At 58.0% G+C, this 21,960-nt stretch carries 18 protein-coding genes and 4 tRNA genes; all 22 read right to left on the bottom strand.

Going from position 1 to position 21,960, the window contains the following annotated elements; all coding sequences use genetic code 11:
* Window positions 1-7 precede the first annotated feature (7 nt).
* Complete coding sequence (gene rplC, locus CAG18_RS20100; protein ID WP_003257089.1) at window positions 8-643, bottom strand: 50S ribosomal protein L3; 636 nt, start codon at window positions 641-643, stop codon at window positions 8-10.
* Window positions 644-723: 80 nt separating this feature from the next.
* Complete coding sequence (gene rpsJ / locus CAG18_RS20095; protein WP_003186070.1) at window positions 724-1,035, bottom strand: 30S ribosomal protein S10; 312 nt, start codon at window positions 1,033-1,035, stop codon at window positions 724-726.
* 141 nt (window positions 1,036-1,176) lie between these two features.
* The gene (gene tuf, locus CAG18_RS20090; protein WP_013970626.1) at window positions 1,177-2,370 is read right to left on the bottom strand and encodes an elongation factor Tu; all 1,194 of its coding nucleotides are present in this window, start codon (window positions 2,368-2,370) and stop codon (window positions 1,177-1,179) included.
* A 27-nt stretch (window positions 2,371-2,397) separates the two neighbouring features.
* On the bottom strand, window positions 2,398-4,545 hold the full coding sequence (gene fusA / locus CAG18_RS20085; RefSeq protein WP_015268748.1) for an elongation factor G: 2,148 nt from the start codon (window positions 4,543-4,545) through the stop codon (window positions 2,398-2,400).
* Between the two features lie 30 nt (window positions 4,546-4,575).
* A complete protein-coding gene (gene rpsG, locus CAG18_RS20080) occupies window positions 4,576-5,046 on the bottom strand; it encodes a 30S ribosomal protein S7 (protein WP_003246741.1) in 471 nt (156 codons plus the stop codon).
* 106 nt (window positions 5,047-5,152) lie between these two features.
* Window positions 5,153-5,524 carry a 30S ribosomal protein S12 gene (rpsL, locus tag CAG18_RS20075; RefSeq protein ID WP_003257088.1) on the bottom strand — a complete coding sequence of 124 codons (372 nt, stop codon included), beginning with the start codon at window positions 5,522-5,524 and terminating at the stop codon, window positions 5,153-5,155.
* A 211-nt stretch (window positions 5,525-5,735) separates the two neighbouring features.
* A complete protein-coding gene (gene rpoC, locus CAG18_RS20070) occupies window positions 5,736-9,935 on the bottom strand; it encodes a DNA-directed RNA polymerase subunit beta' (RefSeq protein ID WP_013970632.1) in 4,200 nt (1,399 codons plus the stop codon).
* A gap of 64 nt (window positions 9,936-9,999) precedes the next feature.
* A complete protein-coding gene (rpoB, locus tag CAG18_RS20065) occupies window positions 10,000-14,073 on the bottom strand; it encodes a DNA-directed RNA polymerase subunit beta (protein WP_013970631.1) in 4,074 nt (1,357 codons plus the stop codon).
* Between the two features lie 220 nt (window positions 14,074-14,293).
* Window positions 14,294-14,665 carry a 50S ribosomal protein L7/L12 gene (gene rplL, locus CAG18_RS20060; protein ID WP_013970630.1) on the bottom strand — a complete coding sequence of 124 codons (372 nt, stop codon included), beginning with the start codon at window positions 14,663-14,665 and terminating at the stop codon, window positions 14,294-14,296.
* A 78-nt stretch (window positions 14,666-14,743) separates the two neighbouring features.
* Window positions 14,744-15,244 (bottom strand): 50S ribosomal protein L10, encoded by a 501-nt coding sequence (gene rplJ / locus CAG18_RS20055; RefSeq protein ID WP_003257082.1) that lies wholly within the window; start codon window positions 15,242-15,244, stop codon window positions 14,744-14,746.
* A 197-nt stretch (window positions 15,245-15,441) separates the two neighbouring features.
* Window positions 15,442-16,137: a 50S ribosomal protein L1 gene (rplA, locus tag CAG18_RS20050; RefSeq protein ID WP_013970629.1), complete on the bottom strand. Its 696-nt coding sequence runs from the start codon at window positions 16,135-16,137 to the stop codon at window positions 15,442-15,444.
* Window positions 16,137-16,568, bottom strand: a complete 432-nt coding sequence (rplK, locus tag CAG18_RS20045; RefSeq protein ID WP_003255500.1) for a 50S ribosomal protein L11 — start codon at window positions 16,566-16,568, stop codon at window positions 16,137-16,139. Before rplK ends, rplA begins: the two co-directional genes overlap by 1 nt.
* A 119-nt stretch (window positions 16,569-16,687) precedes the next feature.
* Window positions 16,688-17,221: a transcription termination/antitermination protein NusG gene (gene nusG / locus CAG18_RS20040; RefSeq protein WP_003255501.1), complete on the bottom strand. Its 534-nt coding sequence runs from the start codon at window positions 17,219-17,221 to the stop codon at window positions 16,688-16,690.
* 9 nt (window positions 17,222-17,230) lie between these two features.
* Window positions 17,231-17,599 carry a preprotein translocase subunit SecE gene (gene secE / locus CAG18_RS20035; RefSeq protein WP_003257081.1) on the bottom strand — a complete coding sequence of 123 codons (369 nt, stop codon included), beginning with the start codon at window positions 17,597-17,599 and terminating at the stop codon, window positions 17,231-17,233.
* 44 nt (window positions 17,600-17,643) lie between these two features.
* Window positions 17,644-17,719 (bottom strand) — tRNA-Trp (locus CAG18_RS20030).
* 54 nt (window positions 17,720-17,773) lie between these two features.
* Window positions 17,774-18,967, bottom strand: a complete 1,194-nt coding sequence (gene tuf, locus CAG18_RS20025) for an elongation factor Tu (RefSeq protein ID WP_013970626.1) — start codon at window positions 18,965-18,967, stop codon at window positions 17,774-17,776.
* Between the two features lie 78 nt (window positions 18,968-19,045).
* Window positions 19,046-19,121: transfer RNA gene (locus CAG18_RS20020), tRNA-Thr, on the bottom strand.
* A 29-nt stretch (window positions 19,122-19,150) separates the two neighbouring features.
* Window positions 19,151-19,224, bottom strand: a tRNA-Gly gene (locus CAG18_RS20015).
* 24 nt (window positions 19,225-19,248) lie between these two features.
* A tRNA-Tyr gene (locus CAG18_RS20010) sits at window positions 19,249-19,332 on the bottom strand.
* Window positions 19,333-19,484: 152 nt separating this feature from the next.
* Window positions 19,485-19,910: a hypothetical protein gene (locus tag CAG18_RS20005; protein ID WP_023662661.1), complete on the bottom strand. Its 426-nt coding sequence runs from the start codon at window positions 19,908-19,910 to the stop codon at window positions 19,485-19,487.
* Window positions 19,911-19,917: 7 nt separating this feature from the next.
* Window positions 19,918-20,667, bottom strand: a complete 750-nt coding sequence (locus CAG18_RS20000; RefSeq protein ID WP_085721412.1) for a pantothenate kinase — start codon at window positions 20,665-20,667, stop codon at window positions 19,918-19,920.
* Window positions 20,657-21,616 (bottom strand): bifunctional biotin--[acetyl-CoA-carboxylase] ligase/biotin operon repressor BirA, encoded by a 960-nt coding sequence (birA, locus tag CAG18_RS19995; protein WP_085721411.1) that lies wholly within the window; start codon window positions 21,614-21,616, stop codon window positions 20,657-20,659. The genes CAG18_RS20000 and birA overlap by 11 nt, the downstream gene beginning before the upstream one ends.
* Between the last annotated feature and the right edge of the window lie 344 nt (window positions 21,617-21,960).

Raw genomic sequence — 21,960 nt, 5'->3', positions numbered from 1 at the left:
TTTCCCCTTAACCGCGAGCCTTGACAGCTGGACGTACAACCACGTCGCCGCCAGTAGCGCCTGGAACGGCACCCTTGACCAGCAGCAGGTTGCGTTCAGCGTCTACGCGAACTACTTCCAGGGACTGAACAGTCACGCGCTCGGCGCCCATGTGACCGGACATTTTCTTGCCCTTGAACACACGACCAGGAGTCTGGCACTGGCCGATGGAACCTGGGACACGGTGCGACACGGAGTTACCGTGGGTGTTGTCCTGGCCACGGAAGTTCCAGCGCTTGATGGTACCGGCGAAGCCTTTACCTTTGGACTGACCAGTAACGTCTACCAGCTGGCCTGCAGTGAAGAGTTCAGCTTTGATCAGATCGCCAGCCTGGAAATCGCCTTCTTCAAGACGGAACTCCCAGACACCGCGACCAGCGGCAACGTTGGCCTTGGCGAAGTGGCCTGCCTGAGCGGCAGTCACGCGCGAAGCACGACGCTCGCCGACAGTGACTTGCACTGCACGGTAGCCATCGGTTTCTTCAGTTTTGAACTGGGTGACGCGATTCGGCTCGATCTCGATGACCGTGACCGGAATGGAGACACCTTCTTCGGTGAAAATGCGGGTCATACCGCACTTGCGACCGATTACACCAATAGTCATGTTGTAAACCTCATGAGTGTACGGGGCTTTCACCCGCTATGGCCGCCCATTTCAGAGCGTTACACGACCAGACCGAAGTCTTAGCCGAGGCTGATCTGTACTTCCACACCTGCCGCCAGATCAAGCTTCATCAGCGCATCAACGGTTTTATCCGTTGGCTGGACGATGTCCAGAACACGCTTATGAGTGCGGATCTCGTACTGGTCACGCGCGTCTTTGTTGACGTGCGGGGAAACCAGAACGGTGAATCGCTCTTTGCGGGTAGGCAGTGGAATTGGACCACGCACTTGTGCACCAGTACGTTTCGCGGTTTCCACGATTTCCTGGGTGGATTGGTCGATCAGGCGATGGTCGAAAGCCTTCAACCTGATACGGATTTGCTGATTTTGCATTGGATTTCAGACTCCAGGCTGTTCCCAACGGACGCACTACGCCCGCTAAAAGGAGGCGTGATTCTATAGACGCCCCCATTTAGTGTCAACCCAATAAAAAAAACCCCCGCTGAGCGGGGGTTTTTTCAATCGGTCGAGTGATTACTCGATGATTTTTGCTACGACGCCGGCGCCGACGGTACGACCGCCTTCACGGATAGCGAAGCGCAGACCGTCTTCCATTGCGATGGTCTTGATCAGGGTGACAGTCATCTGAATGTTGTCACCTGGCATTACCATTTCAACGCCTTCCGGCAGTTCGCAGTTACCGGTCACGTCAGTGGTACGGAAGTAGAACTGAGGACGGTAGCCTTTGAAGAACGGAGTGTGACGACCGCCTTCTTCCTTCGACAGAACGTAGACTTCTGCGGTGAACTTGGTGTGCGGCTTGACCGAACCTGGCTTGACCAGAACCTGGCCACGCTCAACGTCGTCACGCTTGGTACCACGCAGCAGAACGCCGCAGTTCTCGCCAGCACGACCTTCGTCCAGCAGCTTGCGGAACATCTCAACACCGGTGCAGGTGGTGGTGGTGGTGTCACGCAGACCAACGATTTCCAGCGGATCCTGAACGCGGACGATACCACGCTCGATACGACCGGTAACAACGGTACCACGACCCGAGATCGAGAATACGTCTTCGATCGGCATCAGGAACGGCTGGTCAACGGCACGAACTGGCTCAGGGATGTAGGCATCCAGAGTCTCTACCAGCTTCTTGACAGCGGTAGTACCCATTTCGTTGTCGTCTTTGCCTTCCAGGGCCATACGAGCCGAACCGATGATGATCGGGGTATCGTCGCCTGGGAAGTCGTAGGTGGACAGCAGGTCGCGAACTTCCATCTCGACCAGTTCCAGCAGCTCGGCGTCGTCTACCAGGTCAGCCTTGTTCAGGAAGACCACGATGTAAGGAACGCCTACCTGACGGGACAGCAGGATGTGCTCACGGGTTTGTGGCATCGGACCATCGGCGGCCGAGCAAACCAGGATCGCGCCGTCCATCTGGGCAGCACCGGTGATCATGTTCTTCACGTAGTCAGCGTGACCTGGGCAGTCAACGTGAGCGTAGTGACGAATGTTCGAGTTGTACTCGACGTGAGCGGTGTTGATGGTGATACCGCGCGCTTTTTCTTCCGGAGCCGAGTCGATCTTGTCGAACTCAACGACTGCCGAACCGAAAACTTCGGAGCAGACGCGAGTCAGAGCTGCGGTCAGAGTGGTCTTACCGTGGTCAACGTGGCCGATGGTGCCGACGTTAACGTGGGGAAGGGAACGATCAAATTTTTCTTTAGCCACGACAGTGAACCTCTTGCCTAAAGGGGATTAGCCTTGTTTTTTAACGAGTGCTTCGACGATGTTCGACGGAGCTTCGGCGTATTTGGAGAATTCCATGGAGTAGCTTGCGCGACCCTGAGACATGGAACGAACGTCGGTTGCGTAACCGAACATCTCTCCGAGCGGAACTTCAGCGCGGACGACACGGCCAGAGACCGATTCATCCATACCCTGGACCAGACCACGACGACGGTTCAGGTCACCCATCACGTCACCCAGGTAGTCTTCCGGAGTTACAACTTCGACCTTCATGATCGGCTCGAGAACCACGCCACCGCCCTTCTGGGCCAGTTGCTTGGTTGCCATCGAAGCGGCGATCTTGAACGCCATTTCGTTGGAGTCGACGTCGTGGTACGAACCGTCGAATACCGCGGCCTTCAGGCCGATCAGAGGATAGCCGGCAACAACGCCGTTCTTCATCTGCTCTTCGATACCCTTCTGGATCGCAGGGATGTATTCCTTAGGAATCACACCACCAACGACTTCGTTGGCGAACACCAGACCTTCGGTGATGTTGCCCTTGTCGTCCTGATCCGGCTCCGAGAAACGGATCCAGCAGTGACCGAACTGACCACGACCGCCCGACTGACGAACGAACTTGCCTTCGATCTCGACGTTGGACTTGGTGATCTTCTCGCGGTACGAAACCTGCGGCTTGCCGATGTTGGCTTCGACGTTGAACTCGCGCTTCATGCGGTCAACGAGGATGTCCAGGTGCAGCTCACCCATACCGGAGATGATGGTCTGACCAGTTTCTTCGTCGGTCTTGACGCGGAACGACGGGTCTTCCTGGGCCAGCTTGCCCAGTGCGATACCCATCTTCTCCTGGTCAGCCTTGGTTTTCGGCTCTACGGAGAGCGAAATCACAGGCTCCGGGAAGTCCATACGTTCGAGGATGATCGGCTTGTCGGCGTTGCACAGGGTGTCACCAGTGGTGACGTCCTTCATGCCGATCAGAGCGGCGATATCGCCCGCACGCACTTCCTTGATCTCTTCACGCTGGTTGGCGTGCATCTGCACCATACGACCAACGCGCTCTTTCTTGCCCTTGACCGAGTTGATGACGGAGTCACCGGAGGTCAGGAAGCCCGAGTAAACGCGAACGAAGGTCAGAGTACCAACGAACGGGTCGGTGGCAATCTTGAACGCCAGAGCCGAGAACGGCTCATCGTCGTCAGCATGACGCTCGTCGTACTGCTCTGGGGTGACTTCATCCTTCGGCACTTCGGCCAGATCAGGGTGGATACCCTTGATCGCAGGAATTTCGGTCGGAGCAGGCAGGTAGTCGATAACGGCGTCGAGAACCAGGGGAACGCCCTTGTTCTTGAACGACGAACCGCAGACAGCCGGAACGATCTCGCTGGCCAGGGTGCGCGCGCGCAGGCCTGCCTTGATTTCTTCGACGGTCAGCTCACCTTCTTCAAGGTACTTGTTCATCAGCTCTTCGCTGGCTTCGGCGGCGGCTTCAACCATGTTGTTGCGCCATTCGTTAGCCAGGTCGACCATGTCCGCTGGAATTTCTTCTTCGCGGTAGGTGGTGCCCTTGTCGTCTTCGTTCCAGTAGATGGCTTTCATCTTGATCAGGTCGACCTGACCCTGGAAGTCGTCTTCTGCACCGATAGCCAGCTGGACCGGAACCGGGGTGTGACCCAGGCGGTTCTTGATCTGACCGACAACGCGCAGGAAGTTGGCACCAGCACGGTCCATCTTGTTCACGTAGACAACACGTGGAACGCCGTACTTGTTGGCCTGACGCCATACGGTTTCGGACTGCGGCTCAACGCCGGAGGTACCGCAGAACACAACGACCGCGCCGTCGAGTACACGCAGCGAACGCTCTACTTCAATGGTGAAGTCAACGTGGCCGGGGGTATCGATGACGTTTACGCGGTAGTTGTCGTACTGACCACGGGAACCTTTCCAGAAGGTGGTAACGGCAGCGGAGGTAATGGTGATACCGCGCTCCTGCTCCTGCACCATCCAGTCGGTGGTCGCGGCGCCGTCGTGCACCTCGCCCATTTTGTGGCTCAGACCTGTGTAGAACAGGATCCGCTCGGTAGTGGTAGTCTTGCCCGCGTCAACGTGGGCGCAGATACCGATGTTACGGTAGCGGTTAATTGCTGTAGTACGAGCCATAAAGCCCTCGCAAAATGATTGATGCTTGAATTAGAAGCGGTAGTGCGAGAACGCTTTGTTGGCCTCGGCCATACGGTGCACGTCTTCACGCTTCTTGACTGCAGCACCCTTGCCTTCAGCAGCATCCAGCAGTTCGCCGGCCAGGCGCAGGGCCATCGACTTCTCGCCGCGCTTGCGGGCGTAGTCTACGAGCCAGCGCATTGCCAGAGCGTTACGACGGGACGGACGAACTTCAACCGGAACCTGGTAAGTGGCACCGCCAACACGGCGGGACTTAACTTCGACCAGCGGAGCGATGGCGTCGAGAGCTTTCTCGAAGATTTCCAGGGGGTCGCTGTTCTTGCGTGCTTTGACGGTATCCAGGGCACCGTAAACGATGCGCTCGGCTACGGCCTTCTTGCCGCTTTCCATCACGTGGTTCATGAACTTGGCGAGAATCTGGGATCCGTACTTCGGATCGTCAAGGATCTCACGTTTTGCTGCTACACGACGTCTTGGCATGATAAGCCCTCAAACGGTCTTCAGGTTAGCCCGGAACCAGGTCTTTCGACCCCTGCCCGACCTTACTCTTATCGACTCAAATAAATGGATGTCTGCAAACGGCCGATTACTTCGGACGCTTGGTACCGTACTTCGAACGACCCTGGTTACGGCCTTTAACGCCCGAAGTATCCAGAGAGCCGCGAACGGTGTGGTAACGAACACCTGGCAAGTCTTTTACACGGCCGCCACGGATCAGGACGACGCTGTGCTCTTGCAGGTTGTGGCCTTCACCACCGATGTACGAGGAAACCTCGAAACCGTTGGTCAGACGGACACGGCATACTTTACGCAGTGCCGAGTTAGGTTTTTTCGGCGTGGTGGTGTACACGCGGGTGCACACGCCACGACGCTGCGGGCAGTTCTGCAGCGCAGGTACGTCGGATTTCTCGACGGTACGCTTACGCGGCTGACGTACCAGCTGGTTGATAGTTGCCATCTACTAGCTCCACTGATTGTCTTGCGACGCTATTGTCTTGCAAGAAAGCCAAAAATTGGCGAGACGGAGCCTCACCAAATTTAAGGGTACAAAAGTCTAAAGAGGATCTTGCACCCAGTCAAGACGAGGCCCCGGCCCTCCCCGCCCGATCATCGGCAACATTTCATGTCGCCGCTGATCGCTCGGGGCTTGCCGGGGCCCTGCCCTGTACTTAGTTACCGCTGGAGTTCAGCGCTTCGGTCAGTGCGGCTTCCACCTCACTGGCGCTCACACGCAGCGGCTTGTCGGCATCACGGCGACGCTTACGCTCGCTGTGGTAGGCCAGACCAGTACCGGCCGGAATCAGACGACCCACGACCACGTTCTCTTTCAGGCCGCGCAGGTAGTCGCGCTTGCCGGTTACCGCCGCTTCGGTCAGTACGCGGGTGGTTTCCTGGAAGGAAGCCGCGGAGATGAACGACTCGGTCGACAGCGAGGCCTTGGTGATACCCAGCAGCACGCGGGAGAACTTGGAGATGAACTTGTCCTCGCTGGCGAGACGCTCGTTCTCTACCAGTACCTGGGTCAGTTCCATCTGGTCGCCCTTGATGAAGCTGGAGTCACCCGACTCGGTGATCTCGACCTTGCGCAGCATCTGACGCAGGATGGTCTCGATGTGCTTGTCGTTGATCTTAACGCCTTGCAGACGGTAAACGTCCTGGATCTCGTTGACGATGTACTTCGCCAGCGCGCTCACACCCAGCAGACGCAGGATGTCGTGCGGATCGCTCGGGCCGTCGGAGATAACTTCGCCGCGGTTTACCTGTTCGCCTTCGAAGACGTTCAGGTGGCGCCACTTCGGAATCAGCTCTTCGTACGGATCGCTACCGTCGGTCGGGGTGATGACCAGACGACGCTTGCCCTTGGTCTCCTTGCCGAACGCGATGGTGCCGCTGACTTCAGCCAGAATCGAGGCCTCTTTCGGACGGCGCGCTTCGAACAGGTCGGCAACGCGCGGCAGACCACCGGTGATGTCACGGGTCTTCGACGTTTCTTGCGGGATACGCGCGATAACGTCACCAACACCGATCTGGGCACCGTCAGCCACGCCGACGAGGGCGTTGGCCGGCAGGAAGTACTGGGCAGGTACGTCGGTACCTGGCAGGTACAGATCCTTGCCAGAAGCGTCGACCATCTTGATAGCAGGACGGATTTCCTTGCCAGCGGCAGGGCGATCCTTGACGTCCAGTACTTCAATGTTGGTCAAACCCGTCAATTCGTCAGTCTGACGCTTGATGGTGATGCCTTCTTCCATGCCAACGAAGGTCACGGTACCTTTCAGTTCGGTAACGATCGGGTGGGTGTGCGGGTCCCACTTGGCGACGATGGCGCCAGCTTCGACCTTTTCACCTTCCTTGACCGAAATTACCGCACCATAAGGCAGCTTGTAGCGCTCACGCTCACGACCGAACTCGTCGGCAATGGCCAACTCGCCCGAACGCGATACGGCAACCAGGTTGCCATCGGCACGTTCTACCTGCTTCAGGTTGTGCAGACGCACCATACCGCCGTTCTTCACTTGGACGCTGTCGGCAGCCGAGGTACGGCTTGCAGCACCACCGATGTGGAACGTACGCATGGTCAGCTGGGTACCCGGCTCACCGATCGACTGCGCAGCGATAACGCCGACAGCTTCACCGATGTTCACCTGGTGACCGCGAGCCAGGTCACGACCGTAGCACTTGGCGCAGATGCCATAGCGGGTTTCGCAGTTGATCGGCGAACGCACGACCACTTCGTCGATGCTGTTCAGCTCGATGAATTCGACCCACTTCTCGTCGACCAGGGTACCGGCAGGAACGATGACGTCCTCGGTGCCTGGCTTGAACACGTCACGGGCGATGACACGACCCAGCACACGCTCACCCAGCGGCTCTACAACGTCGCCGCCTTCGATGTGCGGGGTCATCAGCAGGCCCTGGTCGGTGCCGCAGTCGATCTCGGTAACAACCAGATCCTGGGCAACGTCTACCAGACGACGAGTCAGGTAACCGGAGTTGGCGGTCTTCAGTGCGGTATCCGCCAGACCCTTACGAGCACCGTGGGTCGAAATGAAGTACTGCAGAACGCTCAGACCTTCACGGAAGTTCGCAGTGATCGGCGTCTCGATGATGGAGCCGTCCGGCTTGGCCATCAGGCCACGCATACCGGCCAGCTGACGGATCTGGGCTGCGGAACCCCGCGCACCGGAGTCAGCCATCATGTACATCGAGTTGAAGGACTCTTGCTCGACTTCCTTGCCTTCGCGATCGATGACCTTCTCTTTCGAGAGGTTGGCCATCATCGCCTTGGACACTTCGTCGTTCGCCTTCGACCACAGGTCGATGACCTTGTTGTACTTCTCGCCCTGGGTTACCAGACCGGAGGCGTACTGGCTCTCGATTTCCTTCACTTCGTCGGTAGCGGTACCGATGATGCGTGCTTTCTCGTCCGGGATAACGAAGTCGTTAACACCGATCGAAACGCCGGAAATGGTCGAGTAAGCGAAACCGGTGTACATCAGCTGGTCAGCGAAGATAACGGTCTCTTTCAGACCAACCACGCGGTAGCACTGGTTGATCAGCTTGGAGATCGCCTTTTTCTTCATCGGCTGGTTGACCACGTCGTAAGGCAGGCCTGCCGGTACGACCTGGAACAGCAGCGCACGGCCGACGGTGGTGTCGACGATGCGGGTGTTCTTGACCACGGAGCCGTCACGCTCTTTCACGGTTTCGTTGATACGAACCTTGATTTTCGCGTGCAGGGCAGCCTCGCCGGCGCGGAATACGCGGTCGACTTCCTGCAGGTCGGCGAACACGCGACCTTCGCCCTTGGCGTTGATGGCTTCACGGGTCATGTAGTACAGACCCAGTACCACGTCCTGCGACGGAACGATGATTGGCTCACCGTTGGCTGGCGACAGGATGTTGTTGGTCGACATCATCAGCGCGCGCGCTTCGAGCTGGGCTTCCAGGGTCAGCGGCACGTGAACGGCCATCTGGTCACCGTCGAAGTCGGCGTTGTACGCGGCACAGACCAGCGGGTGCAGCTGAATAGCCTTGCCTTCGATCAGAACCGGTTCAAATGCCTGGATACCCAGACGGTGCAGGGTCGGTGCGCGGTTGAGCAGCACGGGGTGTTCGCGGATCACCTCGGCGAGCACGTCCCACACCTCTGGCAGCTCACGCTCGACCATCTTCTTGGCAGCCTTGATGGTGGTCGCCAGACCACGCATTTCCAGCTTGCCGAAAATGAACGGCTTGAACAGCTCGAGAGCCATCTTCTTCGGCAGACCGCACTGGTGCAGACGCAGGGTCGGGCCTACGGTAATTACCGAACGGCCGGAGTAGTCCACACGCTTACCGAGCAGGTTCTGACGGAAGCGACCTTGCTTACCTTTGATCATGTCGGCCAGGGACTTCAGCGGACGCTTGTTCGAGCCAGTGATGGCGCGACCGCGACGGCCGTTGTCCAGCAGGGCGTCGACCGCCTCCTGCAGCATGCGCTTTTCGTTGCGCACGATGATGTCCGGCGCCGACAGATCCAGCAGGCGCTTCAGACGGTTGTTACGGTTGATCACCCGACGATACAGGTCGTTCAGGTCGGAGGTCGCGAAGCGGCCGCCATCCAGCGGTACCAGCGGACGCAGGTCCGGCGGCAGCACTGGCAGGACGGTCAGGACCATCCACTCAGGCAGGTTGCCCGAACCCTGGAACGCTTCCATCAGCTTCAGGCGCTTGGACAGCTTCTTGATCTTGGTTTCCGAGTTGGTCTGCGGAATCTCTTCGCGCAGGCGGCCGATCTCGTGCTCCAGGTCGATAGCGTGCAGCAGCTCGCGGACAGCCTCGGCACCCATGCGGGCGTCGAAGTCATCACCGAACTCTTCCAGCGCTTCGAAGTACTGCTCGTCGTTCAGCAGTTGGCCTTTTTCCAGGGTGGTCATGCCCGGGTCGATAACGACGTAGCTCTCGAAGTAGAGCACGCGCTCGATGTCACGCAGGGTCATGTCCATCAGCAGGCCGATACGGGACGGCAGCGACTTCAGGAACCAGATGTGGGCAACCGGCGAGGCCAGTTCGATGTGCGCCATGCGCTCACGACGAACTTTTGCCAGGGCGACTTCAACGCCGCACTTCTCGCAGATCACGCCGCGGTGCTTGAGGCGCTTGTACTTACCGCACAGGCACTCGTAGTCCTTGACTGGGCCAAAGATCTTGGCGCAGAACAGGCCGTCACGCTCAGGCTTGAACGTACGGTAGTTGATGGTTTCCGGCTTCTTAACTTCACCGAACGACCACGAACGGATCATTTCAGGCGACGCCAGACCGATGCGGATGGCGTCGAACTCTTCGACTTGACCCTGGTTTTTCAGCAAATTCAGTAGGTCTTTCAAGGCCTTTCCTCCTGGCGGAGCAGGGAGCGGGCATTACCTGCCCCACTCCCCTTCGCGTCACGTGTTATTCGGTTTCCAGATCGATATCGATACCGAGCGAACGGATCTCTTTGATCAACACGTTGAAGGACTCGGGCATGCCCGGCTCCATACGGTGATCGCCATCCACGATGTTCTTGTACATCTTGGTACGGCCGTTCACGTCGTCCGACTTCACTGTGAGCATTTCTTGCAGGGTGTATGCGGCGCCGTATGCTTCCAGCGCCCACACTTCCATCTCCCCGAAACGCTGACCACCGAACTGCGCCTTACCACCCAGCGGCTGCTGGGTAACCAGGCTGTAGGAACCAGTGGAACGCGCGTGCATCTTGTCGTCCACCAAGTGGTTCAGCTTGAGCATGTACATGTAACCAACGGTCACAGGACGCTCGAACTTGTTGCCGGTACGGCCATCGAACAGCACCATCTGGCCGCTCTCTGGCAGGTCGGCCAGCTTCAGCATGGCCTTGATCTCGCGCTCCTTGGCACCGTCGAAGACCGGGGTAGCCATTGGCACTCCCTTCTTCAGGTTGTGGGCCAGGGCCAGGATCTCTTCGTCGGTGAACTCGTCCAGGTTTTCCTGACGACCGCCGATCTCGTTGTAGACCTCGGTCAGGAACACGCGCAGTTCAGCGGCCTTGCGCTGCTCTTCGATCATGCGGTCGATCTTCTCGCCCAGACCTTTGGCCGCCAGGCCCAGGTGGGTTTCGAGGATCTGACCGACGTTCATACGCGAAGGTACACCCAGCGGGTTCAGTACGACATCGACCGGAGTACCGTTGGCGTCGTGCGGCATGTCTTCGACCGGCATGATTACCGAGACGACACCCTTGTTACCGTGACGACCGGCCATCTTGTCACCCGGCTGGATGCGACGGCGGATTGCCAGGTAAACCTTGACGATCTTCAGTACGCCCGGTGCCAGGTCATCACCCTGCTGCAGCTTGCGCTTCTTGTCTTCGAACTTGTCGTCCAGCAGACGGCGACGATCGACGATGTACTGCTGAGCCTTTTCCAGCTGCTCGTTCAGTGCATCTTCGGCCATGCGCAGTTTGAACCACTGCCCGTGCTCCAGACCATCCAGCACTTCGTCAGTGATCACGGTGCCTTTCTTCAGGCCCGCGCCACCGTCGACCACCTGGCCGTTCAGAGCAGAACGCAGACGCTCGAAGGTTGCACCTTCGACGATGCGGAACTCTTCGTTGAGGTCCTTGCGGATCTCGTCCAGCTGCATCTTCTCGATGGCCAGAGCGCGGCTGTCGCGCTCGACGCCATCACGGGTGAAGACCTGTACGTCGATGACGGTACCCTTGGTGCCGGTTGGCACGCGCAGGGAGGTGTCCTTAACGTCGCTGGCCTTCTCACCGAAGATTGCGCGCAGCAGTTTTTCTTCCGGAGTCAGCTGGGTTTCGCCTTTTGGCGTTACCTTGCCGACCAGGATGTCGCCAGCGCCGACTTCGGCACCCACGTAGACGATACCGGCTTCGTCCAGCTTGTTCAGTGCGGCTTCACCCACGTTCGGGATGTCCGCAGTGATTTCCTCTGGGCCAAGCTTGGTGTCACGCGCCACACAGGTCAGTTCCTGGATGTGGATGGTGGTGAAGCGGTCTTCCTGAACCACACGCTCGGACAGGCAGATGGAGTCTTCGAAGTTGAAGCCGTTCCACGCCATGAACGCGATGCGCATGTTCTGACCCAGTGCCAGTTCACCCATGTCGGTGGACGGGCCGTCGGCCATGATGTCGCCACGCTGAACCTTGTCACCCTTGCTCACCAGCGGACGCTGGTTGATGCAGGTGTTCTGGTTCGAACGGGTGTACTTAGTCAGGTTGTAGATATCCACACCTGCTTCGCCGGTTTCCACTTCGTCGTCGGCAACGCGAACAACGATACGGCTGGCGTCGACCGAGTCGATCACGCCACCGCGACGAGCAACCACGCAGACACCGGAGTCACGGGCAACGTTGCGCTCCATGCCGGTACCTACCAGCGGCTTGTCGGCGCGCAGGGTCGGTACAGCCTGACGCTGCATGTTCGAACCCATCAATGCACGGTTGGCGTCGTCATGCTCGAGGAACGGAATCAGCGACGCAGCGACGGAAACAACCTGCTTCGGCGAAACGTCCATCAGGGTGACGTCTTCCGGCGCCTTGACGGTGAATTCGTTCAGGTGACGAACAGCTACCAGCTCATCGATCAGCTGCTTCTTCTCGTTCATCGCGGCCGAAGCCTGGGCGATGACGTGATCCGCCTCTTCAATGGCCGACAGGAACACGATGTCGTCACTGACCACGCCTTCCTTCACTACGCGGTACGGGCTTTCCAGGAAGCCGTACTGGTTGGTGCGGGCATAGGCTGCCAGGGAGTTGATCAGACCGATGTTCGGACCTTCAGGGGTCTCGATCGGGCACACACGGCCGTAGTGGGTCGGGTGTACGTCACGGACTTCGAAGCCGGCACGCTCACGGGTCAGACCGCCTGGGCCGAGTGCGGAGACGCGGCGCTTGTGGGTGATCTCGGAGAGCGGGTTGTTCTGGTCCATGAACTGGGACAGCTGGCTGGAACCGAAGAACTCTTTCACCGCTGCCGCAACCGGCTTGGCGTTGATCAGGTCTTGCGGCATCAGGCCTTCGCTTTCCGCCATCGACAGGCGTTCCTTGACCGCGCGCTCGACACGCACCAGGCCAACGCGGAACTGGTTCTCGGCCATCTCACCGACGCAACGTACACGACGGTTACCCAGGTGGTCGATGTCGTCGACGATGCCTTTGCCGTTACGGATGTCGACCAGGGTCTTCAGAACCTCGACGATATCTTCCTTGCTCAGCACGCCCGAACCTTCGATCTCGGTACGACCGATCCGACGGTTGAACTTCATGCGGCCAACGGCGGACAGGTCGTAACGCTCGGCGCTGAAGAACAAGTTGTTGAACAGGGTCTCGGCAGCATCCTTGGTTGGCGGCTCGCCAGGACGCATCATGCGGTAGATCTCGACCAGGGCTTCCAGCTGGTTGCTGGTGGTGTCGATCTTCAGGGTGTCGGAGATGAACGGACCGCAATCGATGTCGTTGGTGTACAGGGTCTCGATACGGACGACCTGAGCCTTGGCGACCTTGATCAGCAGTTCAGTGGTCATCTCGGTGTTGCATTCAGCCAGGATCTCGCCGGTAGCCGGATGCACAATAGCCTTGGCAGTAGTGCGGCCCAGGACGTATTCCATTGGAACGTCCAGCTGCTTGACGCCGGCCTTCTCGAGCTGGTTGATGTGGCGCGCAGTAATACGGCGGCCCTGCTCGACGATGACTTTGCCGGTTTCGTCATGGATATCCATGACTGCAACCTCACCACGCAGACGCTGCGGTACCAGTTCCAGGCTGAGTTTCTCGCCGGAAATGTGGAACACGTTGGTGGTGTAGAAGGTGTTCAGCACTTCTTCAGTGCTGTAACCCAGGGCACGCAGCAGCACCGAGGCCGGCAGTTTGCGGCGACGGTCGATACGCACGAACACGCAGTCCTTCGGGTCGAACTCGAAGTCCAGCCAGGAGCCGCGGTAAGGGATGATGCGAGCGGAGTACAGCAGCTTGCCGGAGCTGTGAGTCTTGCCACGGTCGTGGTCGAAGAACACACCAGGCGAACGGTGCAGCTGGGAAACGATCACACGCTCGGTACCGTTGATAACGAAGGTACCGTTCTCAGTCATCAGGGGGATTTCACCCATGTAGACTTCTTGCTCTTTGATGTCCTTGATCGCTTTGTTCGACGATTCCTTGTCGAAGATGATCAGGCGCACCTTGACCCGCAGTGGGACCGCGAAGGTCACGCCACGCAGGACACATTCCTTCACATCGAAGGCGGGTTCGCCCAGGCGATAGCCTACGTACTCCAGGGCAGCATTGCCGGAGTAGCTGATGATCGGGAATACCGATTTGAAGGCCGCGTGCAGGCCGACGTCGCGGAACTGATCCTTGGATGCTCCCGCTTGCAGGAATTCGCGATACGAATCCAGCTGGATGGCCAGGAGGTAAGGCACATCCATGACGTCCGGCAACTTGCTAAAGTCCTTGCGGATACGTTTTTTCTCAGTGTATGAGTAAGCCATCAGCGTTCCCCAGCTTGGTCACCTGCTTGTTTGGCTTCTCCCGGCGGGAGCAGCCAGAAAATCGTGCAAACCTCTTGGTTTGCGCCACCCACATGGGTGTCTTGCAGCTTGTTATCGGGGCCGGCCTGACCGGCCACCAATAACGGAAAAAGGCCGGTGGCATAAGCCACCAGCCATCAGCCCTTCGCTCAACGCTCGGACTGGAGTCGCAAGGTCGAGATTACTTCAGCTCGACTTTAGCGCCAGCTTCTTCCAGCTTCTTCTTCGCGTCTTCAGCGGCTTCTTTCGAAACGCCTTCAGCGATAACCTGAGGAGCGCCGTCGACTTTCTCTTTGGCTTCTTTCAGGCCCAGACCGGTCAGTTCACGAACGGCCTTGATCACGTTTACTTTCTTGTCGCCAGCTTCGGTCAGAACGACGTTGAACTCGGTCTGCTCTTCAACAGCGGCAGCAGCGCCAGCAGCTGGGCCAGCAGCAACAGCGGCAGCAGCGGTAACGCCGAAGGTTTCTTCCATCGCTTTGATCAGTTCAACAATTTCCAGAACAGTTTTCTGGCCGATCGCTTCGATGATTTGTTCGTTAGTCAGAGACATGACTTAAATCCTGTATTGGGGTGACAGCCTACGCAGCCATCAAATTAAACGTATGATTTTGAAAGAGTTGCGCGTGCCTTAGGCAGCAGCAGCTTCTTTCTGGTCGCGCAGAGCTGCCAGGGTACGAGCCAGCTTGCTGGTTGCACCTTGGATTACGCTCATCAGCTGTGCGATAGCCTCGTCGCGAGTTGGCAGGGTTGCCAGCACGTCGATCTGGTTAGCGGCAAGGAACTTGCCGTCGAACGCAGCTGCCTTGATCTCGAACTTGTCCTGACCCTTGGCGAACTCTTTGAACAGACGAGCAGCAGCGCCCGGGTGTTCGTTGGAGAAAGCAATCAGGGTCGGGCCTTTGAACGCGTCGTTGAGGATCGAGAATTCGGTGCCTTCAACAGCGCGCTTCAGCAGGGTGTTACGTACGACACGTACGTATACGCCAGCTTCGCGGGCCTCTTTACGGAGTCCGGTCATTGCGCCTACAGTCACACCACGGGCATCAGCCACGACAGCGGACAGAGCGACTTTGGCAGCCTCGTTGACTTCAGCGACGATGGCCTTCTTGTCTTCGAGTTTAATTGCCACGGGTTTACTCCTGGTTTTTACCGTTTCATCTGGCCGAAGCCGGATGTCGTTTTGGTGTCTGATTCGGTAACGAATCGGGAGCACCATCTGCGTGGGCTGGTATTTTAAGGCTTGCGCCGCCTACGGTCTTGGATAGCCCCCGCCAGGCAGGGACCCCAATTTTTGCTGGTGGCGCGACAGGTCGCGCCACCATGTTCTTACACGTTCAGCGAGCTCTGATCGATGACCAGACCTGGGCCCATGGTGGTGCTCAGGGTAACGCGCTTGACGTAGATACCTTTCGAGGAAGCTGGCTTGATACGCTTCAGATCAGCGATCAGGGCTTCAACGTTTTCCTTCAGCTTGCCGGCTTCGAAGCCGACCTTGCCAACGGAGGTGTGGATGATACCGTTCTTGTCGGTACGGTAGCGAACCTGACCAGCCTTGGCGTTCTTGACAGCGCCGGCTACGTCTGGGGTCACGGTACCAACTTTCGGGTTAGGCATCAGGCCGCGAGGACCCAGAACCTGACCCAGTTGACCTACAACGCGCATGGCATCAGGCGATGCGATGACGACGTCATAGTTCAGGTCGCCGCCTTTCATTTCGGCAGCCAGATCGTCCATACCTACGCGGTCAGCGCCGGCAGCCAGAGCGGCTTCAGCAGCTGGACCCTGGGTGAAGACAGCAACGCGAACGGTCTTGCCAGTGCCGTGTGGCAGCACGGTAGCGCTACGTACGACCTGGTCAGATTTACGCGGGTCAACACCAAGGTTAACGGCGATGTCGTAGGACTCTACGAACTTGGCAGCCGGCAGCGAAGCCAGCAGAGTGGCCGCTTCTTCGAAGTTGTAGGCCTTGCCTGCTTCGATTTTCTCGGCGATTGCCTTTTGGCGTTTGGTCAGCTTAGCCATTACACACCCTCCACGTTCAGGCCCATGCTGCGGGCAGAGCCAGCGATGGTGCGTACAGCAGCGTCCAGGTCAGCGGCAGTCAGATCAGCCTGTTTAGCTTTGGCGATGTCTTCCAGCTGAGCACGGGTAACGGTACCGACTTTAACGGTGTTCGGGCGAGCCGAACCACTGGTCAGGCCAGCAGCTTTCTTCAGCAGAACCGAGGCAGGGGTGCTCTTGGTCTCGAAGGTGAAGCTACGGTCGCTGTAGACAGTGATGATCACAGGAGTCGGCAGGCCGGCTTCTTGACCCTGGGTACGGGCGTTGAAGGCCTTGCAGAATTCCATGATGTTCACACCGTGTTGACCCAGTGCTGGACCAACGGGTGGGCTTGGGTTGGCCTGGCCGGCCTTAACTTGCAGCTTGATGTAAGCCTGAATCTTCTTAGCCATGAGCTACTCCAAAATCGGGTACGAACGCCTGTTGGCTCCCCGGATGACTTGCGTTTTATCCCAGTGACGACAAAACCCCGCAGCACACAGGGCTGCGGGGTATGGGATGCTTCGTCCGCCTAGACCTTTTCGACCTGGCTGAACTCGAGCTCCACCGGAGTAGAGCGACCGAAAATGAGCACCGCTACCTGCAGGCGACTCTTTTCGTAGTTAACCTCTTCGACACTACCATTGAAGTCAGCGAACGGACCGTCAATGACTCGAACCACTTCACCCGGCTCGAACAGCGTCTTCGGCTTCGGCTTGTCGCTACCGTCGGCAACGCGACGCAGGATAGCCTCTGCTTCTTTATCGGTGATCGGCGCAGGCTTGTCTGCGGTGCCGCCAATAAAGCCCATCACACGAGGGGTGTCCTTGACCAAGTGCCAAGTCCCTTCATTCATCTCCATCTGGACCAGTACATAGCCAGGGAAGAATTTACGCTCGCTCTTGCGCTTCTGGCCATTGCGCATTTCGACGACTTCTTCGGTCGGGACCAAGATCTCGCCGAAACCGTCTTCCATGCCAGCCAGCTTGACGCGCTCGATCAGGGAGCGCATTACATGCTTCTCGTAACCCGAGTAAGCATGCACAACATACCAACGCTTAGCCACGGGACACCTTTAGCCAACGATCAAGGAGACCGCCCAGCCGAGCAGGGAATCAAGACCCCACAGCAGCAGTGCCATAACCAGCACGACAGCCACGACAATCAGCGTGGTCTGGGTGGTTTCCTGGCGGGTCGGCCACACGACTTTACGAATCTCGGTACGAGCTTCCTTCGCCAGCGCAAAGAACGACTTACCCTTCGCAGTCTGCAGAGCTACAAAGCCCGCGACAGCAGCCAGGACGAGAAGTGCAAGGACGCGATACAGGATCGGGGAGGCGGAGTAATACTGGTTACCCACTACACCGACAACCACCAAAGCCACTACAGCCAGCCACTTGAACAGATCAAAACGCGATTCTTGGGCTTCAGTTTTGGGAGTCATCGAGGAGGATCCTGTGAGAAGAAAGCCATCACACCGAGGTGAAATGGCAGGTCAGGAGGGAATCGAACCCCCAACCTACGGTTTTGGAGACCGTCGCTCTGCCAATTGAGCTACTGACCTGTAACGCTGTATCAGGCCGGCCATTATACCGGCCTGATCAAGTAAATCAACTACTTATTCAATAATTTTTGCTACGACGCCGGCGCCGACGGTACGACCGCCTTCACGGATAGCGAAGCGCAGACCGTCTTCCATTGCGATGGTCTTGATCAGGGTGACAGTCATCTGAATGTTGTCACCTGGCATTACCATTTCAACGCCTTCCGGCAGTTCGCAGTTACCGGTCACGTCAGTGGTACGGAAGTAGAACTGAGGACGGTAGCCCTTGAAGAACGGAGTGTGACGACCGCCTTCTTCCTTCGACAGAACGTAGACTTCTGCGGTGAACTTGGTGTGCGGCTTGACCGAACCTGGCTTGACCAGAACCTGGCCACGCTCAACGTCGTCACGCTTGGTACCGCGCAGCAGAACGCCGCAGTTCTCGCCAGCACGACCTTCGTCCAGCAGCTTGCGGAACATCTCAACACCGGTGCAGGTGGTGGTGGTGGTGTCACGCAGACCAACGATTTCCAGCGGATCCTGAACGCGGACGATACCACGCTCGATACGACCGGTAACAACGGTACCACGACCCGAGATCGAGAATACGTCTTCGATCGGCATCAGGAACGGCTGGTCAACGGCACGAACTGGCTCAGGGATGTAGGCATCCAGAGTTTCTACCAGCTTCTTGACAGCGGTAGTACCCATTTCGTTGTCGTCTTTGCCTTCCAGGGCCATACGAGCCGAACCGATGATGATCGGGGTATCGTCGCCTGGGAAGTCGTAGGTGGACAGCAGGTCGCGAACTTCCATCTCGACCAGTTCCAGCAGCTCGGCGTCGTCTACCAGGTCAGCCTTGTTCAGGAAGACCACGATGTAAGGAACACCTACCTGACGGGACAGCAGGATGTGCTCACGGGTTTGTGGCATCGGACCATCGGCGGCCGAGCAAACCAGGATCGCGCCGTCCATCTGGGCAGCACCGGTGATCATGTTCTTCACGTAGTCAGCGTGACCTGGGCAGTCAACGTGAGCGTAGTGACGAATGTTCGAGTTGTACTCGACGTGAGCGGTGTTGATGGTGATACCGCGCGCTTTTTCTTCCGGAGCCGAGTCGATCTTGTCGAACTCAACGACTGCCGAACCGAAAACTTCGGAGCAGACGCGAGTCAGAGCTGCGGTCAGAGTGGTCTTACCGTGGTCAACGTGGCCGATAGTGCCGACGTTAACGTGGGGAAGGGAACGATCAAACTTTTCCTTAGCCATCGATACAATCCTCCGCAGAAGAAATAGTCTTGCGCTGATAAAACAAAGGCAGATATTTTCATATCTGCCTTGTTTATATGGAGCTCTTGAGCGGACTTGAACCGCTGACCTCACCCTTACCAAGGGTGTGCTCTACCAACTGAGCTACAAGAGCGAAACACTTTGTGCAAAATCCAGCAAACTTGGAGCGGGTAGCGGGAATCGAACCCGCATCATCAGCTTGGAAGGCTGAGGTTCTACCACTAAACTATACCCGCGGAGCTTGCGGCTCTCGCTAAAACTGGTGGAGGGAGAAGGATTCGAACCTTCGAAGCTCTCGCAACGGATTTACAGTCCGTCCCCTTTGACCGCTCGGGAATCCCTCCAGATGTGGCCGGCATTCTATTTGTCTGCCGTCCTAGTGTCAAGCGTTTTTTCAAATTTTTTCAATCAAATCTGAAACTTAGCTGCTTTGACACTGCTTCCAGTTCTGCCACCTGAGTGGTCTTCCCTGTGAAGCGGGCGCCATTCTATCAAGCTATTCGCCAGTTGCAATACCCTGGCAGAAAATAATTTTGTGTTTTAAGTCTTTGAAATCGTTGGAAAGAGTCGCAAGGACGGTTTGGTCCAGCAAACGCTCGCTTTCCGGGGCAACCTTGAGCCAACGACCGTCCGCCCCTGGCAGCTGCCCCACCACCGGCAGCGTGGCAATATCCAAGCTCACCAAACGCTGACGCAGCGCATCGAGCTGCCCCTGCCCCATCACACCACCGACCACCAGGCATTCGTCCCGCCGCTTGGGCGGTGCCGACACCCCTGTTTCGCGCAACAGGCGGATTTCTTGCTGATTGCCCTTGTACAGCGACAAGGGCGCGACTTCCTTGACCTTCAGCGGGGCTTCCTGCTGGTGCCACACGTAATAGAAGACGTTAAGCACCAGTAACAGCAGAAACAACCAACGCATAGGCACCTCAATCCAATGGGCAGGCCATGGCCAGGCCTACGAAAACCAGGTCAGGCACGACACGCGCCTGGGGGACGGCCTCCTTTACCAGCGGCGCATCGCCACCTGTGAGGAACACCGTGAAATCCTCCCCCCACAATGCACGCGCCTGTTCGAGCTGGGTACGCGCAAAACCCTGAAGCATCAACACGCAACCGCGCTCGACCGCCTCGACCGTCGAGCGTCCCGGCGCCAGACTGGCCAATGCCCGCTCGGCGGAAGCATCGTCATAACGGATACGCCGGGTGTGCGTACGCAACTGGCTACGCATCAATGGCATCCCCGGGCAGATGTAGCCACCCAGATGCTCGCCATCCGCCGCCACGAAATCCGCTTTTGCAGCGGTCCCCAGATCAATGACCAGGCAGGCGCCCCTGGCCAAGTGAAAGGCTCCTAGCGCCGCCAACCAACGGTCCATGCCCAGGCGCTGGTAATCGTCATAGCCATTGCGCACACCCGCCATTTCCCGGGCCGGGTGCGCCACCCGTGCCTGCACGGCAAACGCCTGGGCAATCAGCGCGCAAAGCGCATCGGTTTCGTCCTCACTGCGCACACTTACAATGCGGCAACCGCTGAGACGCACCGAAGCCAGTGCAGCCACTTCGGCCACCAGCGCCTGATCGGAGTCGACGATACCGCCGCTTTCAATCACTGCATCAGCGACATGGATTACTCGCCATTTGATGAAGCTGTTACCGCAATCGAGCTCAAGAATCATCACGCAACCTCAAACTGAGCTCACCACCACTGAAGCTCTTCTCCACCCCGTCCACCTCAAGGCGCAAGCCGCCCTGCCCGTCGACGCCAAGAACCACGCCATCAATACGCGTGCTACCGGCAACCAGAGAAACACTGCGCCCCTGCCAGAGGTGCGCCTGCTCCCATTCTTCCTGGAATGCGGCAAACCCATAGCGACGATGCCGTGCCAATTCGTGCTGCAACTGCTGACTGAGCAACGCTACCAGCCGGTTACGGTCTATTGCCGCACCTATTTCGCGACGCATCGAGGTCCACATCTGGTCGACCTGATCGTTGGTCTGCATGTTCACATTGATGCCAATACCCAGCACCACATGACAAACATCTGCCGGGTCGCCCACTAACTCCAGGAGGATACCGGTGATCTTTTGCCCGCGAACGAGGACATCGTTGGGCCATTTGAGCCCCACATCCCTTACACCAAAAGCCTGCAGGGTACGCATTACCGCCAATCCAACCACCAGGCTCAAGCCCTCGAGCTGGCGCATGCCACCATCCACGCGGAGAACCAGGCTGTAATAGAGGTTTTCGGCAAACGGGCTGACCCACTGCCGACCGCGCCGACCACGGCCGGCGCTCTGGCGCTCGGCCAGGACCAGGAATGGAGCGATCTGCCCTTCCCCGGCGAGCCGCAAGCCTTCGGCATTGGTCGAGTCGATGGTTTCGTGGATGAACACGGGCCAATGCTCGCCTTCGGCAAACTCGGAGATCGCCTGTGCATCGAGCAAAGCCAGTGGCGCCGCCAGCTGATAGCCGCGCCCACGAACCTTGTGAATGGTGAGGTTCAGTTCGCTCTCCAGGTGCTGCAGCTGCTTCCAAACGGCGCTGCGACTTACCCCGAGGGCCGACCCCAGAGCTTCTCCGGAATGGAACCGACCATCCTTGAGGAGATTCAACAACTTCAGCATGCCAGTCTCGACTTGGAATAAGGCAGGCATGATAGCTATGGGCCGTTGGCTTGCATAGGAAAAGGGCCCGCCGGCAGGGCGATGGGGATCCTGCAGCATACCCTGAAGACCCCGCCGCACTTATGGGCTTTCGCCGCAAAGCAGGCGACGCGGTGGATGGCACCGGTCTTGCTGGTGTTCGCAGGTGAACCCGCTGTATGCCCGGGAATTTTTGCACCACAAAGACAAAACCCCTACCTGCATGTGCAGATAGGGGTTTTGCGAAATGAATCTTGACGATGACCTACTCTCACATGGGGAAACCCCACACTACCATCGGCGATGCATCGTTTCACTGCTGAGTT

Source organism: Pseudomonas sp. B22(2017) (assembly GCF_002113105.1).
In the GTDB taxonomy this organism is placed as follows: domain Bacteria; phylum Pseudomonadota; class Gammaproteobacteria; order Pseudomonadales; family Pseudomonadaceae; genus Aquipseudomonas; species Aquipseudomonas asiatica.
This window is presented reverse-complemented; position numbering and strand designations above follow the sequence as displayed.

What these genes read in the sequence shown, in the direction of transcription:
- CAG18_RS20000 (WP_085721412.1), bottom strand. Translation starts at nt 20,667, where the DNA reads ATGATTCTTGAGCTCGATTGCGGTAACAGCTTCATCAAATGGCGAGTA.
- rpsG (WP_003246741.1), bottom strand. Translation starts at nt 5,046, where the DNA reads ATGCCAAGACGTCGTGTAGCAGCAAAACGTGAGATCCTTGACGATCCG.
- rplA (WP_013970629.1), bottom strand. Translation starts at nt 16,137, where the DNA reads ATGGCTAAGCTGACCAAACGCCAAAAGGCAATCGCCGAGAAAATCGAA.
- rpsJ (WP_003186070.1), bottom strand. Translation starts at nt 1,035, where the DNA reads ATGCAAAATCAGCAAATCCGTATCAGGTTGAAGGCTTTCGACCATCGC.
- tuf (WP_013970626.1), bottom strand. Translation starts at nt 18,967, where the DNA reads ATGGCTAAGGAAAAGTTTGATCGTTCCCTTCCCCACGTTAACGTCGGC.
- secE (WP_003257081.1), bottom strand. Translation starts at nt 17,599, where the DNA reads ATGACTCCCAAAACTGAAGCCCAAGAATCGCGTTTTGATCTGTTCAAG.
- rplK (WP_003255500.1), bottom strand. Translation starts at nt 16,568, where the DNA reads ATGGCTAAGAAGATTCAGGCTTACATCAAGCTGCAAGTTAAGGCCGGC.
- rpsL (WP_003257088.1), bottom strand. Translation starts at nt 5,524, where the DNA reads ATGGCAACTATCAACCAGCTGGTACGTCAGCCGCGTAAGCGTACCGTC.
- rplC (WP_003257089.1), bottom strand. Translation starts at nt 643, where the DNA reads ATGACTATTGGTGTAATCGGTCGCAAGTGCGGTATGACCCGCATTTTC.
- birA (WP_085721411.1), bottom strand. Translation starts at nt 21,616, where the DNA reads ATGCTGAAGTTGTTGAATCTCCTCAAGGATGGTCGGTTCCATTCCGGA.
- CAG18_RS20005 (WP_023662661.1), bottom strand. Translation starts at nt 19,910, where the DNA reads ATGCGTTGGTTGTTTCTGCTGTTACTGGTGCTTAACGTCTTCTATTAC.
- fusA (WP_015268748.1), bottom strand. Translation starts at nt 4,545, where the DNA reads ATGGCTCGTACTACAGCAATTAACCGCTACCGTAACATCGGTATCTGC.
- rpoB (WP_013970631.1), bottom strand. Translation starts at nt 14,073, where the DNA reads ATGGCTTACTCATACACTGAGAAAAAACGTATCCGCAAGGACTTTAGC.
- rplL (WP_013970630.1), bottom strand. Translation starts at nt 14,665, where the DNA reads ATGTCTCTGACTAACGAACAAATCATCGAAGCGATCGGCCAGAAAACT.